Raw genomic sequence first — 23,209 nt, 5'->3', positions numbered from 1 at the left:
CAGCTTTACTACTGCGCTCATATTAAGAGTAGAACTACTAATTCGAGCTATTTGAGGAAGTAGACTCAGAAAAGAATAATTCCTTACAGAAAAGCTAAAAATGAGATTGATTTTAAGAAATACTAGAACCATTAATCACAGGTTTCAAAACAAGATAAAACACGCATTATCAACAAATAACACCTAAAAAAAAGCTTTAAGACGAATCCTAAAGCTTTCTTCAAAGAATATCTAAATATATAAATTACTCTTTTACTTGATTGAATTTATCAACAATAATAGCAGCTGCTGCATCACCGGTGATATTCAAGGTGGTTCTAATCATATCGAAAACCCTATCTAAAGCATAAAGAATGGGGAGGCCATCAATTGGAATATCGGCAGCAACTAGAACCGCAACCACTAATAAGGTTGGTCCTGGAACTCCTGCTTGTCCTACAGCTCCCACCGTAGAGGTAAGAATGATAGCAGTATACTGTGCCATGGTTAAATCGATACCATAAACCTGAGAAAAAAACAAGGCCACTAAAGCATAATACATGGCATTTCCTGCCATATTTATAGTAGCTCCCAAAGGCAAAACAAAAGCTGTGGTTTCTTTTGTTACACCAAATTCTTTCTCACAAGTTTCCATATTTAATGGCAGTGTTGCTAAAGAAGAAGCAGTTGAAAAGGCCACCAATTGTGGTTTAGTCATGGCTTTAAAGAATTCCATGATATTTTGCTTGGTGAATATCTTGATGGTTAATGGATAAAAAACTATCCCTATTAGAAGGATGCCAATAAGGAATACCCAAACCAAATTCAAAACACTTAATATTAATTCGAAACCAAAAGAACCTACAGAATCGGCCATTAAACCAAATACACCAATTGGTGCTGTGTACATCACCACCTTAATCATCCAAATCATGGCTTCTAAAAGATAGTTGATGGAATTGATAATGGGGTCTTTTCTTTTTGCTGGCATGGTAGATAAACCAATACCCATAAACAAACCAAAGAAGATAATCTGGAGGATGTTTCCAGAACCTAATGCTTCAAAGATGTTATCAGGAACTATTCCTATTATGGTTTCCCAAAAGCCAGGAGCAGTGGATTTGGTCAACTGAGTTGTGGTCTCCATCATAGCAGCGGCACTAGAAATATCAACACCCTCCCCTGGTTTAAATATCAGACCCAAGGCCACGGAAATCACCACACTAAAAAAGGTAGAGATAAAAATATAAGCCAAGGTTGAAATTCCAATCTTTCCTGCGGAACGAGTGGCTCCAAGAGCAGCTGCACCACTAATAATAGATAAGGCTACCAAGGGCACCACCAACATTTTAATCAATTGAATAAATAAAGTTCCGAGCGGTGCAAACATGGAGGCATCTTCTCCCATATACATACCCACCAAAACACCAATCACCATGGCTGCAAGGATTTGAAATCCCATGCTTTTTAATAGTTTTTTCATTGTAGATTTATTATCGTTGTGATAAATTTGTTTATTGATCAAAATTAATGAAATCCTTGTGCCAACAAAATAATAATTATGAACTCTGTTAAACAAAAAAGACCACCTCGGGCTAAGGCAGTCTTTAAAAAATTCTTTAATCAGAATTATATTCTAAGAAATAATTCTTCTTCTGGGTATCGCACTTTAGCTTCATGCTGATAAGGGTCATCGGCAGAACGATAACCGATTGGACAAACCACCACCGTTTTTAATCCTTTTTCTTCTAAACCTAGAATCTCATCATACTGAGCCGGATTTAATCCTTCCATAGGACAAGAATCGATTCCTTCTAAAGCACAAACAGTCATGAGGTTCCCTAATGCAATATACAATTGCTTAGCTAACCAGATGCTTTTATTCTCGTCGTCTTGTGAACTCAAATAACCCATAATCATTTGATGAAAACCATCTTTTTTGTCTTGAGGCATATTTCTTTCTTGAGCCAAATACTCAGTCCATTTTTTCACATCGCCCTCCTCTAATTTTGTATTTCTGGCCAATACAATAAGGTGAGAAGCATCTATCACTTGCTCCTGATTAAAAGTAGCTGGAAGTAGTTGTTTACGAACTTCTGGGTTTTCAACTAAAAGAAATTTCCAAGCCTGAAGACCAAGAGAGGATGGTGTTAAGCGCAAAGCTTCTAGTATAATATCTAATTTTTCAGCAGAAATTTTTTTAGTATCGAACTTCTTAACGGCATATCGCCAGTTTAATGCGTCTATGGTGTTACTCATTTCATTTTTTATTTAGTGTTAATCTATAAAGTCAACTACTTTTATATGCTCACCATAAAACAGTCATCCCGACGATTTCTGTCGGGGCTCCTTGATTTTTATGATTTCACAAGCCTCGTATTTGAGCTTTATATTTCAACCACTCAGTTAATGGATAGACTTTACTTAGTCTGGCAAAGTTAATACTTCGAATAAACCTATATTATATTTTTGGGAATTTTAACAGGAGAGCAAGTATAAATAATAATTTGTATTATTTAGTTTTTGGCACTGGAAAGTTTGAATCACATAAAAGAACATATATTATGAATATTTTTGAAATTAATGAATCCAGTTTAAACTCGAATTGTGAAATAATATTAGATCAAAAAGGCATTATTTCAAATCACATTTTTATTACAAAGACTATGTTGGACACCTATAGTTCATCTAGTTTTGAATATGATTCAATTAATAAATTAGTGAAATTTCTAACAAAAGATGATTTAAACCATTCCATTTTTTATTTGAAAAGTGAATAACATGTAGTAGTGTACCATATGGGTAGTGTACGATATGGCGCTTATGAGAAAAGAGACTTTTGAAAAAGGGTCTCTTTTCTTTGTTTCCTGGGGGAGGTTTCCATAGAATCAACTATCTTTGATTGGCAATAAACACGAGCATTTGAGAGATTTTCAGCATATAGAAGAACGAGTAAATTTAGAAGTTGAGAAGGTAACAAATAAAACTCACGCCGCATCTTTCCCTAAGAAAAGCAGTAAAGTATCAGGTCGCATTTTTAAAGACTTTCAAAGAAAGTCTACTCCGCCTAATAGTATTGCCGTTAAGCGGAAATGATATTTAGCAGGATAAAAAACGGAGCATGTCTGACGAACGTTAGATTCCGACGCAGGAGGAAGCTAAAAGAAGGAGTTCTCCGTTTTCCGAAGAAATATCATTGGAGTAGGCAATAATATTCAGCGGATGTTTTTGAACACTTTTTCCAAAAAAGTGTTGAATAAAAATTTATCTTTGACCACGCAGATGCTAACCAATTATAAAAATACCATAGACTGGGACAATTCTCCATCTCTCGATGCGAACCACTCCTATAATCAGGCTTTTGTTTACGACGCTATGTTATGTGAGACTGCACTACAGAATGGAGTGCTTAGTCGAATCAAATCCCGACAACGAGGTTCGTCGGGGAACCGTCCTATGCAAATAACTAAGCCAGATGCTACTGTGGAATCCTATACTTATAATAAAGCAGGTTTATTGGAGACAGTACATGCCCAAGTAAAAGGCACAACTAGTGTTCTTGCGGTAACCAATATCAATTATAACGAAAAAGGCCAAAGAACCGAGATTTATTATGGCAATGGCAGTAAAACCAAGTATGAGTACGACAAGGAGACATTCAGGTTAAATAGGTTATTAACAACTCGTAATACTGGAATAGATATCTTACAAGATATTAATTATACCTACGACCCTGTGGGTAATATCACTCAAATTACAGATAATGCCCAGCAAACGCATTATTATAATAATTCTGTTATTGCACCAACAGGAGCATATACTTACGATGCACTATATAGGTTAAAAACGGCTACAGGAAGAGAGCTAACAAGTTTGCAAATGCCCTCAAACACAGATTTTGTAGATAATATTGCTTTACCCAACACTGCTAGTAATGCCATGCAAAACTTTACACAGCAATACGAGTATGATGAGTTGGGCAATATGATGGAAATGAAATCCAATGGAAACTGGACTCGTGATTATTATTATGATTTTGCCAATAATACGAATCGACTATTAGTACATACAGAAAATGTAACCGAATATACCTACGATGCACATGGTAATATGCTTTCTATGCCACATCTTGCTTCCATGCTCTGGGATTACAAAGACGAGCTTAAAGAAGTAGACCTAGGAGGTGGTGGAACTGCATACTATGTCTACGATGTCGGAGGCGAAAGAGTAAGAAAGGTAATTGAGAAAACTGGTGGAATCGTAGAAGAACGAGTCTATTTAGGAGGTTTCGAAGTTTATCGTAAATCGGTAGCAGGTACCTTAGATTTTGAAAGAGAAACTTTGCATGTTTCTGATGACCAGAAAAAGATAGTTTCCATAGAAACTAAAACGATGGAGAATGCAACCAGTATCCAGAACTCAGCACCTAGCATCCGCTACCAATATGATAATCATTTAGGCTCTGCAGCTCTTGAACTTGATGATACTGCGGCTATTATCTCTTATGAGGAGTATCATCCTTTTGGAACTACTTCTTATCGTTCTGGCAGAACAGAAACAGAAGTTTCTTTAAAACGCTATAAATACGTTGGCAAATTGCAGCCTTAGGTTCTGCAAAAGAACAAACTATTGAAGAATGCCTATTATTAATAAAACATATGGAACTGGCTCCAGAGCAAATAAATATTATAACTAAGTCGATTAATCAAAGTATATAAGTATAAGCTTATTTCTCTCAATCAGCCTAAAGGAATTTCAGCAATAGCAACTGATAAAAACGCTATTGCTTGATTTTATTCTCATGAGAATTAGTCCAATCTTTAAAATCATAATCCTTAAGCTAATCAAGAAACTTGATTTCAGACATATTCTGCTCCATATTTGCATCTCAATTTATTAAATATATAGAAGTAGAATAAAAATATAAAACTAAAGAAACTGGATACATTAATTGAGGTAATGAAAGATTTATCAATTAAAATAGAAACACAAAAAGGTGAGTTAAAACTCCTAAGTAAACTTTTAGCAAATCAAGAACAACGGATAAATGAACATGCTGAAAGAATACGTGATGTAGAATTAAAAGTACGTAAATAAATATAAAAAAATAGGATGTATTGGTTTGTTAAAAAACATATGCAAAAAAAACCAATCTAAAAAGATGTTACAACATATACCAGCACATTAGTCGAAGATGATTTAGTTTTCAATTTCAGCAATTACCAATTCTAATCTATAGTTGATTGTTTAATACTAATCACTTCGATAATAGCTAGAAACATATTATTGTTTCTGGCTAACCTATTTAATAACAATTTACATTTTTAGAGCAAATATCAGTTCAAAAGCTATAAATCTAGAAAAGAGTTCATCTAATAAAAATCCTATAACTTTTTATCCCGGTTCTTATGTATTTTTATTACTCTAAAATCTTGAAAATGAAAAAATACATAGGCATTGCATTATTGGTAATTGGAATCATTGGCTTTTTCTATTCTGCCAACCAAAAAAATGAAAAAGAAATATTTTCAAAAAGAGCATCCTCCAGTAATATTGAAAAAATGGATGTAGCTGTTTTGGCCAACCAAACCTACGAAATTAAGTTTTGGGGAGTAGATGAAGAAATGACTGGCACCTATGAACCACCACATTTTGAGGCTGATATTAAAATTCTTGACAGACAAAAATTGGTTTTATTCGATGAAGAATTAGTTTCTATCACAGAAAGAGAAATTGGAGGAAAGAGAGTTACTCACGATGGCACCTCCTATAGTCACAGTCCTACCGTGGACGAAACCATAGAAATTCAAGTTCAAATAAAAAGAGGTGATTATATAGACATTGAGATTTATGAAAACCTTAGTTCAGAAGCGGATGCCTTACCTGGTTTTTCTATTATACTGGCTTTAATTGGATTGGTATTGTATTTACGTGGGAGAAAGAAAGCTTAATTTTTAATTAAACAAATTCAAAAAAACATTAAACCAAAAGCCTATCTAGAATCATTTTAAAAACAAAATTAATTCCCTGTACCAAATATAAATTAAGCTGTTTTATGAGGAATTTAAGAATCTACTTGTAGTATTATTTTTTAGGTTTGCGCAAACTTAAATCACTACCTATTACTATGAATAGTTTTGGAACCCTATATCGTATTTCCATATTTGGAGAATCTCACGGACCTGCTGTAGGCATTATTATAGATGGATGCCCAAGTGGAATTTCAATTACTGAAGAAGATTTTGTAAAAGATATTGAAAGAAGAAAAGCTGGAAAAAAAGGAACCACTCCTCGTGTTGAAGCCGATCAACCTCAAATATTATCTGGAATTTTTGAAGGCAAAACCACAGGAAGCCCCATCACCATCATCTTCGAAAACAAAAACACTCGCTCTGGCGATTACCAGAATATCAGAAATAGTCCGCGCCCAGGCCATGCCGACTTTACCGCATTTAAAAAGTATAGAGGCTTTAATGACTATAGAGGAGGAGGTCATTTTTCGGGAAGAGTGACTACCGGTTTGGTAGCTGCTGGTGTTATTGCTAAAAAGGTATTAGCAGGAGTTAATTTTGATGCACAGGTAATTGAAGTGGGTGGACAAGCAGACATAGATGCAGCTTTAAATAAAGCTATTGCAAACCATGACTCTGTTGGGGGTATCATTGAATGTAGAATCCAAAATCTAGACATAGGAATTGGAGAGCCTTTCTTTGATAAAGCCGAAGCCGTTTTGGGTCATGCACTATTCGCTATACCAGCTGTTAAAGGAATGGAAATAGGAAGTGGTTTTCAGGCAGCCAGAATGACGGGTAGCGAAAATAACGATATGATTATCGACAAAGAGGGCACCACCGAAACCAATCATGCAGGAGGAATCAACGGAGGAATCACCAATGGTAATGAAATGGTGATACGAGTAGCCGTGAAACCCACAAGTAGCATCACCAAAGGTCAACAAACTTTCAACCTCAAAGAAAACAAAGTACAAAACCTCAATGTAAAAGGTAGACACGATGCCTGTATCGCCCTAAGAATGCCAGTGATAGTAGAGGCAGTAAGCGCTATTGCATTAGCCGATTTACATCTTCGCCATAAAGCTAGAAAATAATTAAGAGTTCATAAAGTACTTGAAGTGACTAAAGTATAAAGTAGTTGAAGCGCCTAGAATACAAAGTTCATAGAATGACTAAAGTTGGTTGTAAACTTCGATTTTGCTATACATATTTATGATTTAGCTATACAGTACTCTAAACCTCTAAACTTCTGAACCTCAAAATTAGTAACTGATATCTACTAGTCGTTAAATGGTAACTGAAGCTTTAATACTGGTTATTTCTGCAGGCTCAATGAACTTCAACTTACCAAAAGCAATTTACAACTCATGCACTGTTAACTGTCACCTATTCACCATTATCGGTTAACTGTTATCTATTAACTACCTCCTACAAAGAATCGAAAAAGAAATCTAACCCCTTCACATTCTCCTCTTCAATCATCATAGTAAATAGACTAAAGTTAGGCAAGAATCCCGACCATTGCTTTCGCATTTGATAAAAATAATTGAAATCGGCAGCCATTTCTGGTCTCATATCTGCTAAATCCATTACAACAGTATTGAACTTTCTAAACAGCGGAGCACTCGAAGCCATTAAAGCATCATCAATAGTGATCATTTTTAGAATTTTCTCCAAAAGTTTAGCATCCCTAATTTCTAATGTGGCCACCAATAGCTTATAAATATTAGCATAGAAATACTGAAGTTTAGTGGAGTCATTCACCAATTTACTTGGAACATCTTTTAAATTTAAAGACTGAATCTCTTGTTTTACCTCATCGTGTTTTCCAAGTGCAGCCAAACTGAGGATTCTCATGGATTCAAATGCTAGCTTAGTATAATAATCCTTTTCTAATTTAATGGCTTGCTCCGAAACATTGAAAATAGAACTAAAGTTTCCTTTTATCTTAGATTCTTTAGTTAAAGCCCTTAACTGATGGAAATACAATGACAGCCATTTGAAGTAAATATGTGTATGCATTTCGCTATTCGAAAACTGAAGTGCCTTGCTCATCCAATCATCCATATCTAGGTTCTCTCCAAAAAGCGCATATAAGCCAGCCTTGGTCTGACAATAATCGGCAAATATTTCTTGATCTTCTTGCTGCCAGTTGGGCTCAACTACATGCATTAGCTTTTGAAAGGTAACAGAATCTTGCGCTTTTCTGGCTTCTTCTAATTTATCTAAAAATGTTTGGTAAAATTCTTTAAATTCACTCATGGTTTATATGTTTTCTATAATTTCTAATAGGGCACTCATATGATATACTGTGGCATCGGCTTGCTCACATTCTTGTTTACTTTTATTATTCTCTTTGAACCAAATAGTTTTCCAAGACACCGATTTTGCTCCTTCAATATCTTTTTCACAACTATTGCCAATCATTACCAATTCAGACTCCTCCAATTTTAATTCTTGTTGGATATATTGAAAGAATTTATGATGCGGTTTTTCGTAACCAATATCGCTTGAGGAAAAAACACGATGAAAATATTGGGACACTCCTACCCTTTTTAAGGCCTCAACAATATCTTGTGAACTAGAATCATCAGCATTACTGGCCATCACAATTGTATACTTCTTCTGCAATTGCTTCAAAATTTCTTCAGCTCCAGAAACCAAAGATACCAATGGCCAATCTTTCATGGCTCCTTCAAAAGGAAGATCACGCATAATGGTGTCTCCCCAATCAAAAACAAGCGCTTTAATAGCCATAATGTTCTTTTATTTTATGGAAAAACACCTGTGGAGTCCTCACTACTTTTCTTTTTTCGTAATCAAAAGCTAAAATCCCTGTTCGTCCAGTGAATACCATTTTCGCATCAGAAACTCTATTTACTTCATAGTTCAAATGGAATAAAGGCCCTTTTTGCTCACCCAAACTAACTTTCACCATCAGCTCATCGCCATGAAAAACTTCAGCTAAATAATCCACATGCGCATCTTTCATAATAATCCCCAATCCCTCACCAATATTCATCTCCGAATATCCTAAGCTTTTTAAGTAGCCGATTCTAGCTTCGTGAAACAATGCCAAAGACTTATCATTCCCCATATGACCACCATAATTAATATCTGAAATGGACACCATATATTTCATTATAAAATCAGTCATTTTGCAACCATTTTTCGAGTTGTTCTTTGATCATCTTTTGCTGCTCTTCAGTAAAATGACGGATACGTGTTGAATGGGATCCACCAGATAAAACCAGTTTAATGGCATCTACTCTTGAATCTGGATTTACCGAAGTACTGCTCCATGGGTCTAATTCACCATAGACATAAATCATCCTATTACCTTCATTATGGATAAAATCGTATACTTCATTCATAATTTCCGCATCATATTCAAACCTTAATTCTTCGGGAACAAAAGCAATATTACTAGAGTTTTCCACTTTTCGTAGATAAGGTTGTAAAGAGTCCAAATCATAATCGTAATAACCCAATTCACGATAAGCCTGAACCATAAATGGCATGAGTTCATCTAAAGTAGATTCAAAATAAAAACTCACTAAACCCAAATCGAACATGGGTTTCATCATTTTTTTGGGTCTACTATATTTTTTTGGTATATCTTCTAATTCAAGACTTCCCCATTGAAAATAAGAAAAAGGAAACTCTAAAACCATAAACTCATAAGCTGCCGTATCGTTTATAGCAAACTTTTGCTCATTCTTATCGGCCCCTGCTTTAAATTTTGGAAATATTTTATCGAAATTCTGTAACATCAACCTTTGATAATTCAATATAATGGCATCCTCTTCTGGTGTGGCCACATGACGCAAAAACCAATTGATGCGCACATCTTCCTGCTCTAAATTTAAAGGAGCCACATAAGGCATACTAATATGCATATCCTCTGGGTAATAGTATTTATAAAAAATACTGGTTTGTCCTCCTTTAGAAATCCCAGTACTTATCCAATGGTTTTTATAAAACTTTGAAAAAGTATTATAAACATGGTGATGATCGGCTGCTGCATTAGCGGTATTTAGTTGTGCCCAATTCATAGAATCAGGTGCACTTTCACCAAAATAACGATGCTCAACAATGATTTGATTGGCACCAATTATCCTTGCTGGCTCCGAATAAAAATTTCCTCCAGCTCCATAGCCTTCGGTCACCATTACTGTAGGTAGGCTATCGTTTAAATGAGTCAAATATAATTTTTGTGTAAACTGACCCGCTTTTGCATCTTGATGATCGATATATTGATCTATATATAAGGTGTAAGTTTCAGGGGAAATAGAATCAGCTGAGGTTTTTTCATAATCAACACCATCAATAGAAGCTAAAAAGAGCTCCACTTTTGATTTGTTCTGAGCCACAACAAAATGGCCACTTGCTAAAAACAATAAAACTAAACCTAATAATCTTGTCTTCATATTTATGATTTTTTCCAATTTATCTGCGAAATTACAATTCCAATCATCATTAACCCTGCTCCCATTAAGGATCTCCATCCGTGTTGTTCATTCAACAAAAGCCATCCCCCGAGCATGGCAAATGCCGACTCAAAGCTAAGAATAATTGCCGCTTGTTCCGAAGCCACTTTCTTTTGTGCAAAAACCTGTAATGTATAGGCTATTCCTACTGCAAAAATACCACCATATATAATAGGGATGTATCCACTTAGAATTTGTGTCCAAATGACATCTTCCATTACAAAAGCTACACTTAAGCTTAAAATAGCCGTAATGGTAAATTGAATAATGGAAAGTAAGAGAATAGCATACTTTGGTGCAAAATAACCAATCATCATCACATGAATAGCCCAGAATACCGCACTTATTAAAACCAAACTATCACCCCAATTAATAGAAAGTCCTTCTTTTACACTTAGAAAATACAAACCAACAACTGCTAAAATAGCACCGAACCAAATATGCAAACCAACTTTTCTCTTCAGAAACAAATAGAATATGGGTACTAAAACCACATATAAACTCGTAATAAAACCACCATTTGCAGCACTTGTAAATTGCATACCTATTTGCTGAAGGCTAGCAGCTATAAATAACGCCACGCCTAATATCAATCCTGCTAGGCTAATTTTCTTAAACTCTTCTATTTTTAATCGTTTCCTATCTTTTTGTAGAAAATAAAGCGGAAGCAATGACAAACTTCCCAAAAGAAACCTCACTCCATTAAAAGTATAGGGGCCTACATAATCCATCCCCGACCTTTGTGCAACAAAAGAGAATCCCCAAATGGCAGAAACAAGGATTAAAACCAAGCTATATTTAAATGATTTCATACAGTTTTTTTAGGCTACGAATATATCATTTAATCTCATGTGCTCTTAAGTTAAAATCATTGATTCATATAACTCTTCAGATTAAAATAGCTATTAGATAATAGGCTTCAAAAGAGAAAAACCAGCCAAATACTTAAGAGTAGAATCAAATTAAATACATACGATAATTCAAAAACATCAAAGATTAGCAATCTTAAATAAAATTGATTATATTTGAACTACAAGAAAAAACATGAACTCAATTAGCAAAATATTAATTGTTGATGATTCTGATGCCAATTTGGATCTACTCAAAGGAATATTAAGAAAAACCCAAACCTATAAAGTAGCTACCGCCAAAGATGGTAAATCAGCATTAACAAAAATTCGTAGCCAAAAATTTGATATTATTTTATTGGACTATGTAATGCCTGGAATGAATGGTTTAGAAGTCTGTACAGAAATAAAAAAAGACAAAACCAATAGTGAAACCCCAGTAATCTTCCTTACTGCTGATCATTCTGAAGAAGTATTAGCCCAAGCTTTCGACGCAGGCGCAGTTGATTTTATAAAAAAGCCCTTCGGAAAAATGGAATTACTTTCTCGAGTGAAGAATCATCTACAATTGATTGAAAACAATAAGGAATTAGCCATTGCCAAGGAATATGCCGAAGTCGCCAATAAAACCAAAGGTGAATTTCTGGCCAACATGAGCCACGAAATTAGAACACCTATGAATGGAATCATCACCGTGGTGGAATTTCTTAAAGACACTCAAATTACAAAAAAACAAAATGATTTATTAGATATTATCAAAACTTCCTCTGATAATTTATTGGAAATTATAAATGACATCCTAGATTTTTCAAAGATAGAAGCTGGACAAGTAGAATTAGAATTTATCAATTTTAATTTAAGAGAGGAAATTGAATCTGTTCTTAAACCTCTTGAAATTCGAGCCAAAGAAAAAAGCTTGAAACTTGAATTAAAAATTGATGACAATATCCCTAATATGATGAATGGAGATATTTTAAGGATCAAACAAATCATCATTAATTTGGTAAATAATGCCATAAAATTCACTCAAGAAGGAGGAATAACTTTAGAGATAAAAGAAGAAAACTGTAATGATGGGAAGCATTGTATTCTTTTTGAAGTCATAGATACCGGCATTGGAATATCCATTGATAATCAGAAAAAACTATTCAAGTCATTTTCTCAGACCGATGCTTCTTCAACTCGGAAATATGGTGGAACAGGTTTAGGATTAGCCATCTCTAAAAACTTAGTAAAAATGATGGGTGGAAAAATACAAGTAAAAAGTCAAACCAATATGGGCTCTACTTTTTCCTTCAACCTGATTCTGAATACACCATCCTCTGAAGCTCCTAAAAAGAAAGCTATCAAGAAGCCTCAATATAAAAGCAAACTAGAGCGCAAAATCATTCTTGTGGTGGATGATAATGAAATCAATCGGAAAGTAGCGAAAATGACTTTGACAAAGTTTGGTCATCAAACCGATTTGGCCATAAATGGAATCGAAGCCTATCAAAAATACTTAGAAAAACATTACGATTTGATACTAATGGACGTTCATATGCCAGAATTGGATGGCATAGAAACAACCGCCATGATCAGAAAGCACGAAAAAGAGGACTCAATCTCCAATCCCATTCCAATAGTGGCGATGACAGCAGCTGCCATGAAAGGTGATAGAGAACGATTTATAGAGGCCGGAATGAATGAATACATTAGCAAACCCTTTAAAGTTGCCGACCTAGAAAACATACTGCATCTCATATTCAGGTAATTGAATACCTATATTATTTTTATAAAGAATAAATTACCATTGAATGTGACAAAACTCCGTTAAATAATGTGCCACAACCAAAGTTTAGTGTAATTTTGTTATTTATTTAACAAGCATCATTATAACATGAAGTTCAAGCCAGAAAAATATAAATTAGAGGATGTTTCCATGCAGCCTTTTATTGATGTTGATGAAATTGAAGGGTTACTATCAACTACAAAAAGCACAGCTGAAGAAGTCAGAAGAGTCATTGCCAAGTCATTGAGCAAACAAAGGCTAAATATGGCAGAGACAGCAATTTTGGTAAATGCAGACGATCCGGTTTTGATTGAAGAAATCAAACAAGGTGCTCGAACGCTAAAAAAGAATGTCTATGGTAATAGAATCGTTCTTTTTGCACCACTTTATATTGGTAATAAATGCGTAAACAATTGCGAATATTGTGGTTTTAAAGCAAGCAATAAAGACGCTATTAGAAAAACACTTACCGACGAAGAAATCATCAAAGAAGTAGAAGCTTTAGAGGATAATGGACAAAAACGATTGATTTTGGTTTATGGGGAGCATCCTCATTACACGCCAGAATACATTGCCCATACAGTAGATTTAGTTTATGGAGTAAAAAAAGGTAATGGAGAGATCAGACGAGTTAATATAAATGCAGCTCCTCTTGATATTGAAGGTTTCAAAACTGTCAAAGACTCCGGTATCGGAACTTATCAGGTTTTCCAAGAAACATATCACCCCGAAGCATATAAAAAATACCATTTAGGCGGTCATAAAAAACACTATGCCAATAGGCTAACTTCTCTCGATAGAGCTATGGAAGCAGGAATTGATGATGTTGGAATTGGCGCTTTATTTGGACTTCACGATTGGAAATTCGAAGTATTATCTATGGTTCGCCATACCAATCACCTAGAAGCTTGTTATAATGTGGGCCCCCATACTATTAGTTTCCCACGTCTACAAGATGCATCCATGATAAACAAGGATGACAAATATATCGTTAGTGACGAAGAATTTACTCGTTTGGTGGCCATCCTACGTTTAGCTGTTCCTTATACTGGAATGATTTTGACCGCTCGGGAGAACGAAAAAATCAGAAAAGAAGTTTTACACTATGGTGTTTCTCAAATTGATGGAGGAACAAAAATTGAATTGGGCAACTACTCACAGGATGAAACTCAAAACCAAGCCCAAGACTTAAACAAAGAACAGTTCAAAATTAACGATGACAGAAGTTTAGCAGAAGTTATTGACGAATTGTTAGACGATAGCTTCTTACCTAGCTTCTGTACTGCGTGTTATAGGTTAGGAAGAACTGGTGAACATTTTATGGAATTTTCAGTTCCAGGATTCATTAAAAGATATTGTTCTGCCAATGCGATACTCACTTTAGCTGAATATATTGAAGATTATGGAAAAGAATCTACTGCTATAAAAGGTTGGAAAGTTATTGAGAAACAGTTAGAGGAATTGAAAGAATTCCAAAAAGTAGATGAAATAAAAGATAGAATTGAAAGAATTAAAAAAGGTGAACGCGACCTGTATTTTTAGTTCGTGAGAAAAATACATCATGCAATAGCCTAGATTTTTCTAGGCTTTTTTTATGAATCAACCATTCAAAAAGGGCCCATTGTCCTTTTACTGATAAATTAAATTGCAATAACTTGCAAAATATTATATATTTGTATGAAAATCATACCGATATGAAAAATGCTATATTCTCATTAATCATCGTTTGGTTATTACCTCTTATTGTTTCTGCACAAACAACACTAATTCTACAACCCAATGCTCGAGTTGGTCAAGATGCCATAATTCATGGACTTGAAAGTGAAATGAATAAAAACTGGGGAAACACACCCAGTTTTAATATTAATACTTGGACCTATCAAGGAACTTCTGGTATTGTTCGAAGTATCATTCGGTTTGATTATTCTGAAATCCCTGAGGATGCCATCATCATTAGTGCTCACCTATCTTTATATGCTTGGGCTGCAGAAAATGGTTTTGGACCACATTCCACTATTAGTGGATCCAATGAATGTTTCCTCTATCAAGTTACATCAGACTGGAATGAGCAAGAAGTAACTTGGAATACCCAACCTTCTATTGCTGACATTGGAAAAGTTTATATTCCAGCTTCTACTTATCCAAATCAAGATTACCTTAGAATTGATGTCACAAATATGGTAAAAAAGCAAATAAACTATAACAACTATGGTTTCCTTATCAAACTAAAAGAAGAAAGCTATTATAGAATGATGAGTTTTTGTTCCAGTGACCACGAAAATAGTAAAAAACATCCTCAATTAATCATTCAATACAAAGAAACCAACCCAACCTCAGATACCTGCTTTGTTTTTCAACCTGGGTCAAGAGAAGGAAAAGACGCCATTCTTCATGGATTAATTAGTGAGATTAATAACAACTATGGGGACAATCCTCAAATTGCAGCCAATGCATGGACTTTTGGAGGAACACCTGGAGTAGTAAGAAACCTTATTGACTTTGATTTGAAAAAATTACCTTCAAATGCAAAAATTAAAAAAGCCATCTTATCACTCTATGCCTGGGATCATGTAAATAAAGAATTTGGTCAGCATTCTACTTTATCTGGATCAAATGCTTGCATTCTTCATCGAGTAATTTCGCCTTGGGAAGAAAATAAAGTCACTTGGAATACCCATCCTGAATATACAGACAAGAACAAAGTCACCATACCCTACTCCGATTTTCCCACTCAAAACTATCCAAATATTGATGTTACTGAATTAGTTGAGGACATGGTGGCAATGCCAAAAAAGAGTTTTGGTTTTTTATTAAAATTAGAAACAGAAGAATACTACCGAATGATGAATTTTTGCTCATCTGATCATAGCAATCCTGAACTTAGGCCTCAATTAAAAGTGTTTTGTGAGCTTTATGAAGAAACAAATGACCCTCAAGTCAATAACACTAGCAATATTGACTTTAAAGATAGTTTTATTATTTACCCAAACCCTGCTACTAATAAATTACAAATTGATTCTAAGACTGAGATCAACTTTGATATCAAAATCTATAATATGAATGGGAGTTTGATTGATGAATTCACCAATGCAGATGAAATAATAGAATATGACATGACTAAATATCCTCAAGGAGTTTACCTATTCAGTTTTATTAGTTATGGATATATTTCACACCAGAAAGTTATCATTCAATAAATACAATTTATCGATTGTTTTACATCATTTAACAATAATTAGCTCTCCAATTTTGGGGATTAGTGGGTATTCAGTAAATTCGCAAAAAATTATTTAAACATGAATACCTTATTTATTATTTTACTCATTATATTTATCACTCCTTATATAGTGAGGTTCTTGGCTCCATATATTATGAAATACTTCTTCAGAAAAGTGCAAAAAAACATGGAACAGAATATGAATCAAGCCAATAACAATTTCAATCAGCAAGATTTTAATTCCAATACTTCAAGTCAAAAACAAGAAACAACAAATAATCCAGCCAAAGAAGAATTGGGAGATTATGTAGATTTTGAAGAAGTAAAAGAAGAAACCAATAAGCCATAAATCTATGAATAATCAAAACCTATTCAAGAAAGCATTACCATATTTAGTAGCTATTATATCTTTTGTTATCATTAGCTTCATATTTATGAACCCTATATTAGAGGGGAAGCAATTGAGTCAGCATGATATAAAAGTTTATAAAGGAGTTTCGAAAGAAATAAAAGATCATAGAGCTGAAACTGGTGAAGAAGCACTTTGGACTAATTCCATGTTTGGAGGAATGCCTGCTTATCAGATTTCTACTAAATATCCTAACAATTGGATAAAGCATATTCATCAAATATTGCAACTAGGACTTCCCCGTCCTGTCAATTTCCTATTTCTTTACTTTATAGGTTTCTTTATCCTTCTACTTATACTTCGAGTTGATCCATGGCTGGCCTTAATTGGTTCCTTTGCCTTTGCTTTCTCCTCCTATTTCATCATTATTATTCAAGCCGGCCACAATACCAAAGCACTGGCATTAGCTTATATGGCGCCACTTCTAGGCTCCATTATTTTGACCTATCGCGGGAAGTACTTACTCGGAGGAATATTAACTGCACTATTTGCTGCTCTTGAAATTTCTGTAAATCATCTCCAGATTACATACTATCTCTTACTTTTCCTTATAATCGTTGGAGTATTTATACTTATAGACCATATTAAAAGAAACGAGCTTCCTCAATTTTTCAAAGCTACTGCAGTATTAATTATTGCAGCCATTTTGGCTGTTATGCCAAATATCACTAACCTTCTGGTCACTTCAGAATATTCTGCCCAATCTATGCGAGGAAAATCAGAATTGGTAAAAGATGGAAATATTCAAACGAGTGGATTAGATAAAGATTATGCCACACAATGGAGTTATGGTATTGGGGAAAGCTGGAGTTTATTAATCCCAAATGTTAAAGGTGGTGGTTCTGGCGCATTAGCAGCAAATAAAAAAGCTATGGAGCTTATGGAGCCACAAATGAGACAAGTGGTTTCCCAAAACAGAATCTCCTCATACTGGGGCGATCAACCCATCATGTCTGGGCCAACTTATGCCGGAGCTATTATTATCTTTCTATTTGTATTGGGATTATTTTATGTAAAGGGATGGATGAAATGGGCTTTACTGACAGGAACAATATTCAGCCTGACCTTAGCTTGGGGAAAGAATTTCATGCCTTTAACCAGTTTCTTCCTCGACTATTTTCCTCTATATAATAAATTCAGAGCTGTAAGCATGATCTTAATACTCGCAGAACTCACCATTCCTATTTTGGCAATCTTGGCAGTGAAGGAAATCATATTAAAGCCAAGAATTATTCAAGAAAAGCAGAAGCAATTCTTTATAGCATTTGGAGCAACAGGAGGATTATTATTAATATTCTATATTCTTCCAACTGTATTTTTCAGTTTCTTAAGTCAAATGGAAATCGATGCATTTGGCGACAATCCAAGAGCTGCAGAATTAGTTGCAAATATTGAAATGGCAAGGATTAGTATTTTCAAAGCTGATGTAATGCGAAGTTTTATTTTCATTCTTTTAATAGCTTCTGCCCTTTATGTTTATTCTTTGGAGAAAATAAATAAAACCATTTTCTTAGCCATTTTCGCTGTACTCTTGCTGGCCGATATGTTTACCATAAATAGAAGATATATCAATGATAGCCATTTTGAAAGATCAAGAAAAATAGACACTCCTTATGTTGCTTCCACAGCTGACAAAGCAATACTAGCCGACAAGAGTCTAGATTATCGTGTCTTGAATTTAGGAAACCCATTCAACGATGGAGCGACAAGTTATTTTCACAAATCAATTGGAGGATATCATTCCGCTAAACTGGGTAGATACCAAGATTTAATCGATTTACGATTGCAAAAAGAAGTCAATGATATTATTTCCACATTACAAAGTGCAGGAGGTTTTACCGAAGTAAATAAAGCCCTACAAAATGTACCCACATTAAATATGCTTAATACCAAGTATATCATCTACAATCCCCAAGCGCAACCTATCCCAAATCCTTACGCCAATGGTAATGCATGGTTTGTAGAACATATTGAATGGGCTGATAATGCCAATGAAGAAATTGACAAATTAGCTAGCATCAATACCAAAACCACAGCCATCATTGATAAGAGATACCAATCTAAAATCGGTGATTACAAATCGTCTTCTTTTGCTGGTAATACCATTAAATTATTAAACTACAAGCCAAACCATCTCGTCTACGAATCTAATTCAACAACTGAGCAATTAACTATTTTTAGTGAAATATATTATGATAAAGGTTGGAATGCATATATCGACGGTGAATTGTCACCTCATTTCAGGGCTAACTACACCTTAAGAGCCTTGATAATTCCAGCCGGGAAACATAAAGTTGAATTTAAATTTCTTCCAGAAAGTTATTATACTGGAGAGAAAATAGCATTAGTGGGCTCTATTCTTCTTATTCTTGCTTTCCTTGCCATCATTGGAAAAGAGATTAAATATTGTAAAACCAAAAAAGAAGAATAAATGCCCAAAAAGAAGGTGTTGATATTCACATATTATTGGCCACCTGCAGGAGGCGCAGGTGTTCAGCGTTGGTTGAAATTCACCAAATACCTTCATGACTTTAATATTGAACCCATCATTATCACAGTTGATGAGAAACAGGCTTCATACGCTCAAATAGACGAATCTCTTAACCTAGAAATCAAAGAAAATCAGAGAATCATTAAAACCAATTCTTTTGAGCCATTGAATATCTTTTCCTTCTTTGCAGGAAAGAAAAATGTACCTTATGCTGGTTTTGCCAATGTGAACAAAAAGACAACCATGCAAACCATCTCTCGCTTTATTAGAGGAAACTTCTTTATTCCCGATCCTCGTAAAGGATGGAATAGATACGCTTTAAATAAAGCAGAACTTTTAATCAAAGAAGAAAATATTGACATAATCATTACCACGGGGCCTCCCCACTCTACTCATCTAATTGGTTTGAAACTGAAAAAGAAATACGACCTCAAGTGGATTTGCGATATGAGAGATCCGTGGACTGATATTTATTATTATAAAGATTTATTGCATATTCCATTTGTTAAGAAAATGGATGCCAATCTTGAGAAAAAAGTACTAACTGAATGTGACAAAATTGTCACGGTTAGCTCAGGTTTGAAAAATATTTTCGCCCATAAATCGGAGAAGATCACATTAGATAAAATCCATATTATCCCAAATGGTTATGATGAAAGTGACTTCAAAATGAGCCTTTATAAAAAAAACGAGACACTGACTATCGCATATGTGGGAACTATGGCAGAAATATATGAGCCTACTCCTTTTTTCGATGCTTTTGAGAGGAGTCTACAAAACGGAATTCCTTTAGAATTAAAACTCGTAGGCAAAGTTTCACCACCCATATTAGAAGCATTAAGAAATAGAAGTTGGAGCAAAGATGTAAATATAGTAGGACAAGTAACCCATGACGCAGCTATCCAACATATGCAATCTGCTGATATCTTACTATTACTCATCCCCAACACTAAAGATTCCAAAGGAATACTAACAGGTAAATTCTTTGAATATTTGGCAGCCATGAAGCCAATACTAGCCCATGGTCCAAAAAATGGGGATATTGATGATATTCTAAAGCAGACAAAAGCTGGTGAGCTATTTGGCTATGATGATTCCGATGGAATGAAGAATAAAATTGATTCTCTATATAAGGAATACTTTTTAAATCAAACTCCTTTCCAAAGTCAAAATATAGAAAGCTACAGCCGCCAGAACCTAAGTCAAAATTTATCTAAAATAATCTTAAGCTTATAAGTATTTCTCTAATCTATAGGAAGCTCTTCCGTCTCTGATAATATTTCGTGAATAAAGTTTGCTATATCGTATTTCCCAGATAAAACTATCCTTAATTCTTTAATAATACGATACTCCTCTTCAAAATTTCCTTCAGCAATCATTTTACAAAATACATCAACAGCCATCTTCCCTTCTAAAACCAGATTCGAATTGCTTTCACTATAAAAACCCTTACCAATTAAAAGACCTAAAGTTCTGTTTCTACTTAAATCATTCAAAGCAGTCAAACCAAAATCACCATATCCACAATATTTAAATATTGTTTTTTTTCTGCCACCAAATTTTAAAAGAATAGCTCTCATTTCATTGAAAGCCTTTGTCAGAAACAAAAAACGAAGATTTGGAGAATCATATTGAGCATCAACAATACCTAAAGCAATAGCATAGATATTCTTCAATACACTTAGCAACTCTACTCCTCTTATATCTGTAGAATAATCCAAATGAATACATGTACCTTTTACTAAGTCTCTGAAAATTGGAAACAAAGTAATATCTGCAGCCCCTACCGTAAAAGCAGTTGGCATGTTATTAATTAGTTCTCGAGCGAATGTAGGTCCTTTCCAAGTCGCAATTCTATAATCCGTTCTTGAGATTAAGCTTTCTGCAATAGTATAATGTTCATCTTTACTTAAACCTTTTGCCAAATTAATTAATACTACTTCCGGATGAAACAATCCTTTATGTTGTTCAATAAACTCAAATATGACCGAAGAAGGTATGGCCAAAAAAACAAATTCAAAATTGGATAATACTTTAACATCTAAAGTGGCTCGTAATCTCCAAGTAAGTTTAGTATTAGGAAAGTATTTGGTATTTAGTTGGTCCTTATTAATAGAGTCAACAACATCTTCTTCAATAGATATAATGGTCACTTCTAATTCTGGCTTCATTGCCAATGCATTACCCAAAGAAGTTCCCATGGTTCCTCCTCCTATAATGCAGACTTTTGTCCTATTCTCCATTATTTAATTTTAGTTAATCAGCAAATATAAAGAATTAATAGAAAATGCAGTGATCAATGCTTAAACATTTATTTTTACTTTAGCCAAAAAATAAGAAGTGGGAATAATTCAAAAACAAAGCATATATGGTCTAGTCCTTTCTTACCTAGGAGTAATTTTAGGATTCATCACCACTGGATACTTAATGCCAAAATTCTTACTTGAAGAAGATATTGGTTTGTTAAGAGTCCTTGTATCTTATGCTACCTTGGTTGCGCAATTTGCAGGATTAGGCTTTTCTATTGTTGCAGTACGAATGTTCCCCTATTTTCGAAATCCCAAAACCAATCACCATGGTTTTCTTGGCCTATTCCTAATTATTTCAATGGTGGGGTGGTTTATTATTATGTTCCTTTTTCATTTCTATGAAAAACTATTCATGGTTAAAGATTTTATGGCGTCCCCTCTCCTAAGCAAATATTTTATTTGGATCATTCCATTATCCCTCTTTATTCTTCTCTACAATATTACCGATGCCTATTATCGCTCTTTATACAATGCATTAAAAGGAGCATTTCTGAAAGAAGTGATACAAAAGATATTTATCCTAATTGCACTGATCCTATATATACTTAATATATTCCCATTCTCAAACCTTGTCCAATATTATATATTTGCTTTTGCAATACCACCACTAATAATGTTCTATACCCTATGGAAGCAAAATGAGCTCAAACTCATTCCTGATTTCAAATTTCTAAACCCTGTATTAAGGAAACAAATAGGAAGCGTTGCACTTTTTGGAATGTTAACTAGTTTCTCAGGTATCTTAGTATTAAACATCGATGTATTAATGATACAAAAATACATGACCCTTTCCGATGTAGGTATATATACTATTACTTTCTTTTTTGGAACACTGATCAAAATACCAGCAAGACCTTTAACAAGAATTAGCGGCATAGTCATTGCGGAATCATTTAAAATTAACGATAATGAAAATATAGATTCAATTTATAAGAAAAGTAGTATTACGCTACTTACAATTGCCTCATGGGTTTTCCTAGGATTAATGATAAATCAAGAAAATATTCTCTTTATAATAGGTGAGAATTACCGACCTGGTTTATATGTCATTTTTTTTATTGGCCTTTCTAATGTCCTTGAATTATCAACTGGAGTGGTCAATCTCATACTTTTCAATTCAAAATACTATAGATACTCATCACATTTTATATTTATTTTTGTTATTCTTGTAGTAATAAGCAATCTTATTCTTATTCCACAATATGGAATAATAGGCGCTGCTTTAGCTACATTTTTATCTAAGACAATATATATGATAATAAAAGTGGTATTTGTGAAGTTGAATTTAGGCTATAGTCCCTATACCTGGAAGACAATTATTCCAATTATCATCATTATTATTGTTTATGTAATACAATTATTACTACCAAAACAAAATAATTTCATCATTGACATCATTTCACGATCTACGATTGCTTCTATACTGTTTCTTGTTCCAATCATTTGGTTTCAAGTATCATCAGACATCAACCAATGGCTTAACAAGATATATAGCACCATCAAAAACAAGGTAAAACAACCTAAGTAAATCACCGTAAATATCAAACAATGCGAAATTAACATTAGGAAAAGCGAAATAAAGCAGTACTTTTGCACTCGCAATTACAGCAACGTTCCTTACATATTGGTGTTTACATACTTGTTTTACAGATAGTTGAAATTAGTTTTCGGATTAAATAAA

At 34.2% G+C, this 23,209-nt stretch carries 19 protein-coding genes; 11 read left to right on the top strand and 8 right to left on the bottom strand.

Going from position 1 to position 23,209, the window contains the following annotated elements; all coding sequences use genetic code 11:
- Window positions 1-244: 244 nt before the first annotated feature.
- Together HNS40_RS13135 and HNS40_RS13130 are read right to left on the bottom strand one after the other, a co-directional pair.
- The gene (locus tag HNS40_RS13135; RefSeq protein WP_172281539.1) at window positions 245-1,462 is read right to left on the bottom strand and encodes a dicarboxylate/amino acid:cation symporter; all 1,218 of its coding nucleotides are present in this window, start codon (window positions 1,460-1,462) and stop codon (window positions 245-247) included.
- Between the two features lie 146 nt (window positions 1,463-1,608).
- Complete coding sequence (locus HNS40_RS13130) at window positions 1,609-2,238, bottom strand: NAD(P)H-dependent oxidoreductase (protein ID WP_172281537.1); 630 nt, start codon at window positions 2,236-2,238, stop codon at window positions 1,609-1,611.
- Between the two features lie 1,011 nt (window positions 2,239-3,249).
- Between HNS40_RS13130 and HNS40_RS13125 the strand changes: the two genes are divergently transcribed.
- The 4 genes from HNS40_RS13125 (at window position 3,250) to HNS40_RS13110 (ending at window position 7,087) form a co-directional block, all read left to right on the top strand.
- On the top strand, window positions 3,250-4,587 hold the full coding sequence (locus tag HNS40_RS13125) for an RHS repeat domain-containing protein (protein ID WP_172281534.1): 1,338 nt from the start codon (window positions 3,250-3,252) through the stop codon (window positions 4,585-4,587).
- Between the two features lie 351 nt (window positions 4,588-4,938).
- Window positions 4,939-5,076, top strand: coding sequence for a hypothetical protein (locus HNS40_RS13120; RefSeq protein WP_172281532.1), 138 nt, complete (start codon window positions 4,939-4,941; stop codon window positions 5,074-5,076).
- A gap of 341 nt (window positions 5,077-5,417) precedes the next feature.
- Window positions 5,418-5,930 (top strand): hypothetical protein, encoded by a 513-nt coding sequence (locus HNS40_RS13115; RefSeq protein WP_172281530.1) that lies wholly within the window; start codon window positions 5,418-5,420, stop codon window positions 5,928-5,930.
- Between the two features lie 176 nt (window positions 5,931-6,106).
- Window positions 6,107-7,087 carry a chorismate synthase gene (locus tag HNS40_RS13110; RefSeq protein WP_172281528.1) on the top strand — a complete coding sequence of 327 codons (981 nt, stop codon included), beginning with the start codon at window positions 6,107-6,109 and terminating at the stop codon, window positions 7,085-7,087.
- A gap of 334 nt (window positions 7,088-7,421) precedes the next feature.
- Here the strand turns inward: HNS40_RS13110 and HNS40_RS13105 are convergent, their stop codons facing one another.
- From HNS40_RS13105 to HNS40_RS13085, 5 genes are read right to left on the bottom strand one after another with little or no spacing between them, the layout of a single operon-like run.
- Complete coding sequence (locus HNS40_RS13105; RefSeq protein WP_172281526.1) at window positions 7,422-8,255, bottom strand: hypothetical protein; 834 nt, start codon at window positions 8,253-8,255, stop codon at window positions 7,422-7,424.
- A 3-nt stretch (window positions 8,256-8,258) separates the two neighbouring features.
- Window positions 8,259-8,750 carry an HAD family hydrolase gene (locus tag HNS40_RS13100; protein WP_172281524.1) on the bottom strand — a complete coding sequence of 164 codons (492 nt, stop codon included), beginning with the start codon at window positions 8,748-8,750 and terminating at the stop codon, window positions 8,259-8,261.
- Window positions 8,740-9,150, bottom strand: a complete 411-nt coding sequence (locus HNS40_RS13095) for a thioesterase family protein (RefSeq protein WP_172281522.1) — start codon at window positions 9,148-9,150, stop codon at window positions 8,740-8,742. Before HNS40_RS13095 ends, HNS40_RS13100 begins: the two co-directional genes overlap by 11 nt.
- Window positions 9,143-10,423 (bottom strand): S28 family serine protease, encoded by a 1,281-nt coding sequence (locus tag HNS40_RS13090; protein WP_172281520.1) that lies wholly within the window; start codon window positions 10,421-10,423, stop codon window positions 9,143-9,145. The genes HNS40_RS13095 and HNS40_RS13090 overlap by 8 nt, the downstream gene beginning before the upstream one ends.
- A gap of 2 nt (window positions 10,424-10,425) precedes the next feature.
- Entirely contained in the window at window positions 10,426-11,295 is an 870-nt protein-coding gene (locus HNS40_RS13085) for a DMT family transporter (protein ID WP_172281518.1), read from the bottom strand.
- A gap of 232 nt (window positions 11,296-11,527) precedes the next feature.
- Between HNS40_RS13085 and HNS40_RS13080 the strand changes: the two genes are divergently transcribed.
- From HNS40_RS13080 to HNS40_RS13055, 6 genes are all read left to right on the top strand, one after another.
- Window positions 11,528-13,084: a response regulator gene (locus HNS40_RS13080; RefSeq protein WP_172281516.1), complete on the top strand. Its 1,557-nt coding sequence runs from the start codon at window positions 11,528-11,530 to the stop codon at window positions 13,082-13,084.
- Window positions 13,085-13,210: 126 nt separating this feature from the next.
- Window positions 13,211-14,644, top strand: coding sequence for a [FeFe] hydrogenase H-cluster radical SAM maturase HydG (gene hydG, locus HNS40_RS13075; RefSeq protein ID WP_172281514.1), 1,434 nt, complete (start codon window positions 13,211-13,213; stop codon window positions 14,642-14,644).
- A gap of 152 nt (window positions 14,645-14,796) precedes the next feature.
- A complete protein-coding gene (locus HNS40_RS13070; protein ID WP_172281512.1) occupies window positions 14,797-16,299 on the top strand; it encodes a DNRLRE domain-containing protein in 1,503 nt (500 codons plus the stop codon).
- A 99-nt stretch (window positions 16,300-16,398) separates the two neighbouring features.
- On the top strand, window positions 16,399-16,668 hold the full coding sequence (locus HNS40_RS13065; protein WP_172281510.1) for a DUF4834 domain-containing protein: 270 nt from the start codon (window positions 16,399-16,401) through the stop codon (window positions 16,666-16,668).
- Window positions 16,669-16,672: 4 nt separating this feature from the next.
- A complete protein-coding gene (locus HNS40_RS13060) occupies window positions 16,673-19,159 on the top strand; it encodes a YfhO family protein (RefSeq protein ID WP_172281508.1) in 2,487 nt (828 codons plus the stop codon).
- Window positions 19,160-20,455 carry a glycosyltransferase family 4 protein gene (locus HNS40_RS13055; RefSeq protein WP_172281506.1) on the top strand — a complete coding sequence of 432 codons (1,296 nt, stop codon included), beginning with the start codon at window positions 19,160-19,162 and terminating at the stop codon, window positions 20,453-20,455. It abuts the gene before it with no gap.
- Window positions 20,456-20,463: 8 nt separating this feature from the next.
- On the opposite strand, the gene HNS40_RS13050 is transcribed toward HNS40_RS13055, so the two are convergent.
- A complete protein-coding gene (locus HNS40_RS13050) occupies window positions 20,464-21,462 on the bottom strand; it encodes an NAD(P)H-dependent glycerol-3-phosphate dehydrogenase (RefSeq protein ID WP_172281504.1) in 999 nt (332 codons plus the stop codon).
- A gap of 97 nt (window positions 21,463-21,559) precedes the next feature.
- Here HNS40_RS13050 and HNS40_RS23725 point away from each other — a divergent pair, with 97 nt between their 5' ends.
- Window positions 21,560-23,056 carry a polysaccharide biosynthesis C-terminal domain-containing protein gene (locus HNS40_RS23725; protein ID WP_172281502.1) on the top strand — a complete coding sequence of 499 codons (1,497 nt, stop codon included), beginning with the start codon at window positions 21,560-21,562 and terminating at the stop codon, window positions 23,054-23,056.
- Window positions 23,057-23,209: the final 153 nt, after the last annotated feature.

The sequence above is a fragment of the Lentimicrobium sp. S6 genome (genome assembly GCF_013166635.1).
Classification (GTDB): Bacteria; Bacteroidota; Bacteroidia; order Bacteroidales; family UBA12170; genus UBA12170.
The sequence above is the reverse complement of the archived record's forward strand: the minus strand, read 5'-3'. Positions and strand labels throughout refer to the sequence as shown.

Coding starts and splice junctions, on each gene's coding strand:
- HNS40_RS13065 (WP_172281510.1), top strand. CDS start 16,399: ATGAATACCTTATTTATTATTTTACTCATTATATTTATCACTCCTTAT.
- HNS40_RS13115 (WP_172281530.1), top strand. CDS start 5,418: ATGAAAAAATACATAGGCATTGCATTATTGGTAATTGGAATCATTGGC.
- HNS40_RS13135 (WP_172281539.1), bottom strand. CDS start 1,462: ATGAAAAAACTATTAAAAAGCATGGGATTTCAAATCCTTGCAGCCATG.
- HNS40_RS13130 (WP_172281537.1), bottom strand. CDS start 2,238: ATGAGTAACACCATAGACGCATTAAACTGGCGATATGCCGTTAAGAAG.
- HNS40_RS13060 (WP_172281508.1), top strand. CDS start 16,673: ATGAATAATCAAAACCTATTCAAGAAAGCATTACCATATTTAGTAGCT.
- HNS40_RS13120 (WP_172281532.1), top strand. CDS start 4,939: ATGAAAGATTTATCAATTAAAATAGAAACACAAAAAGGTGAGTTAAAA.
- HNS40_RS13110 (WP_172281528.1), top strand. CDS start 6,107: ATGAATAGTTTTGGAACCCTATATCGTATTTCCATATTTGGAGAATCT.
- HNS40_RS13050 (WP_172281504.1), bottom strand. CDS start 21,462: ATGGAGAATAGGACAAAAGTCTGCATTATAGGAGGAGGAACCATGGGA.
- HNS40_RS13070 (WP_172281512.1), top strand. CDS start 14,797: ATGAAAAATGCTATATTCTCATTAATCATCGTTTGGTTATTACCTCTT.
- HNS40_RS13080 (WP_172281516.1), top strand. CDS start 11,528: ATGAACTCAATTAGCAAAATATTAATTGTTGATGATTCTGATGCCAAT.
- HNS40_RS13095 (WP_172281522.1), bottom strand. CDS start 9,150: ATGACTGATTTTATAATGAAATATATGGTGTCCATTTCAGATATTAAT.
- HNS40_RS13055 (WP_172281506.1), top strand. CDS start 19,160: ATGCCCAAAAAGAAGGTGTTGATATTCACATATTATTGGCCACCTGCA.
- HNS40_RS13100 (WP_172281524.1), bottom strand. CDS start 8,750: ATGGCTATTAAAGCGCTTGTTTTTGATTGGGGAGACACCATTATGCGT.
- HNS40_RS13085 (WP_172281518.1), bottom strand. CDS start 11,295: ATGAAATCATTTAAATATAGCTTGGTTTTAATCCTTGTTTCTGCCATT.
- HNS40_RS13090 (WP_172281520.1), bottom strand. CDS start 10,423: ATGAAGACAAGATTATTAGGTTTAGTTTTATTGTTTTTAGCAAGTGGC.
- HNS40_RS13105 (WP_172281526.1), bottom strand. CDS start 8,255: ATGAGTGAATTTAAAGAATTTTACCAAACATTTTTAGATAAATTAGAA.
- hydG (WP_172281514.1), top strand. CDS start 13,211: ATGAAGTTCAAGCCAGAAAAATATAAATTAGAGGATGTTTCCATGCAG.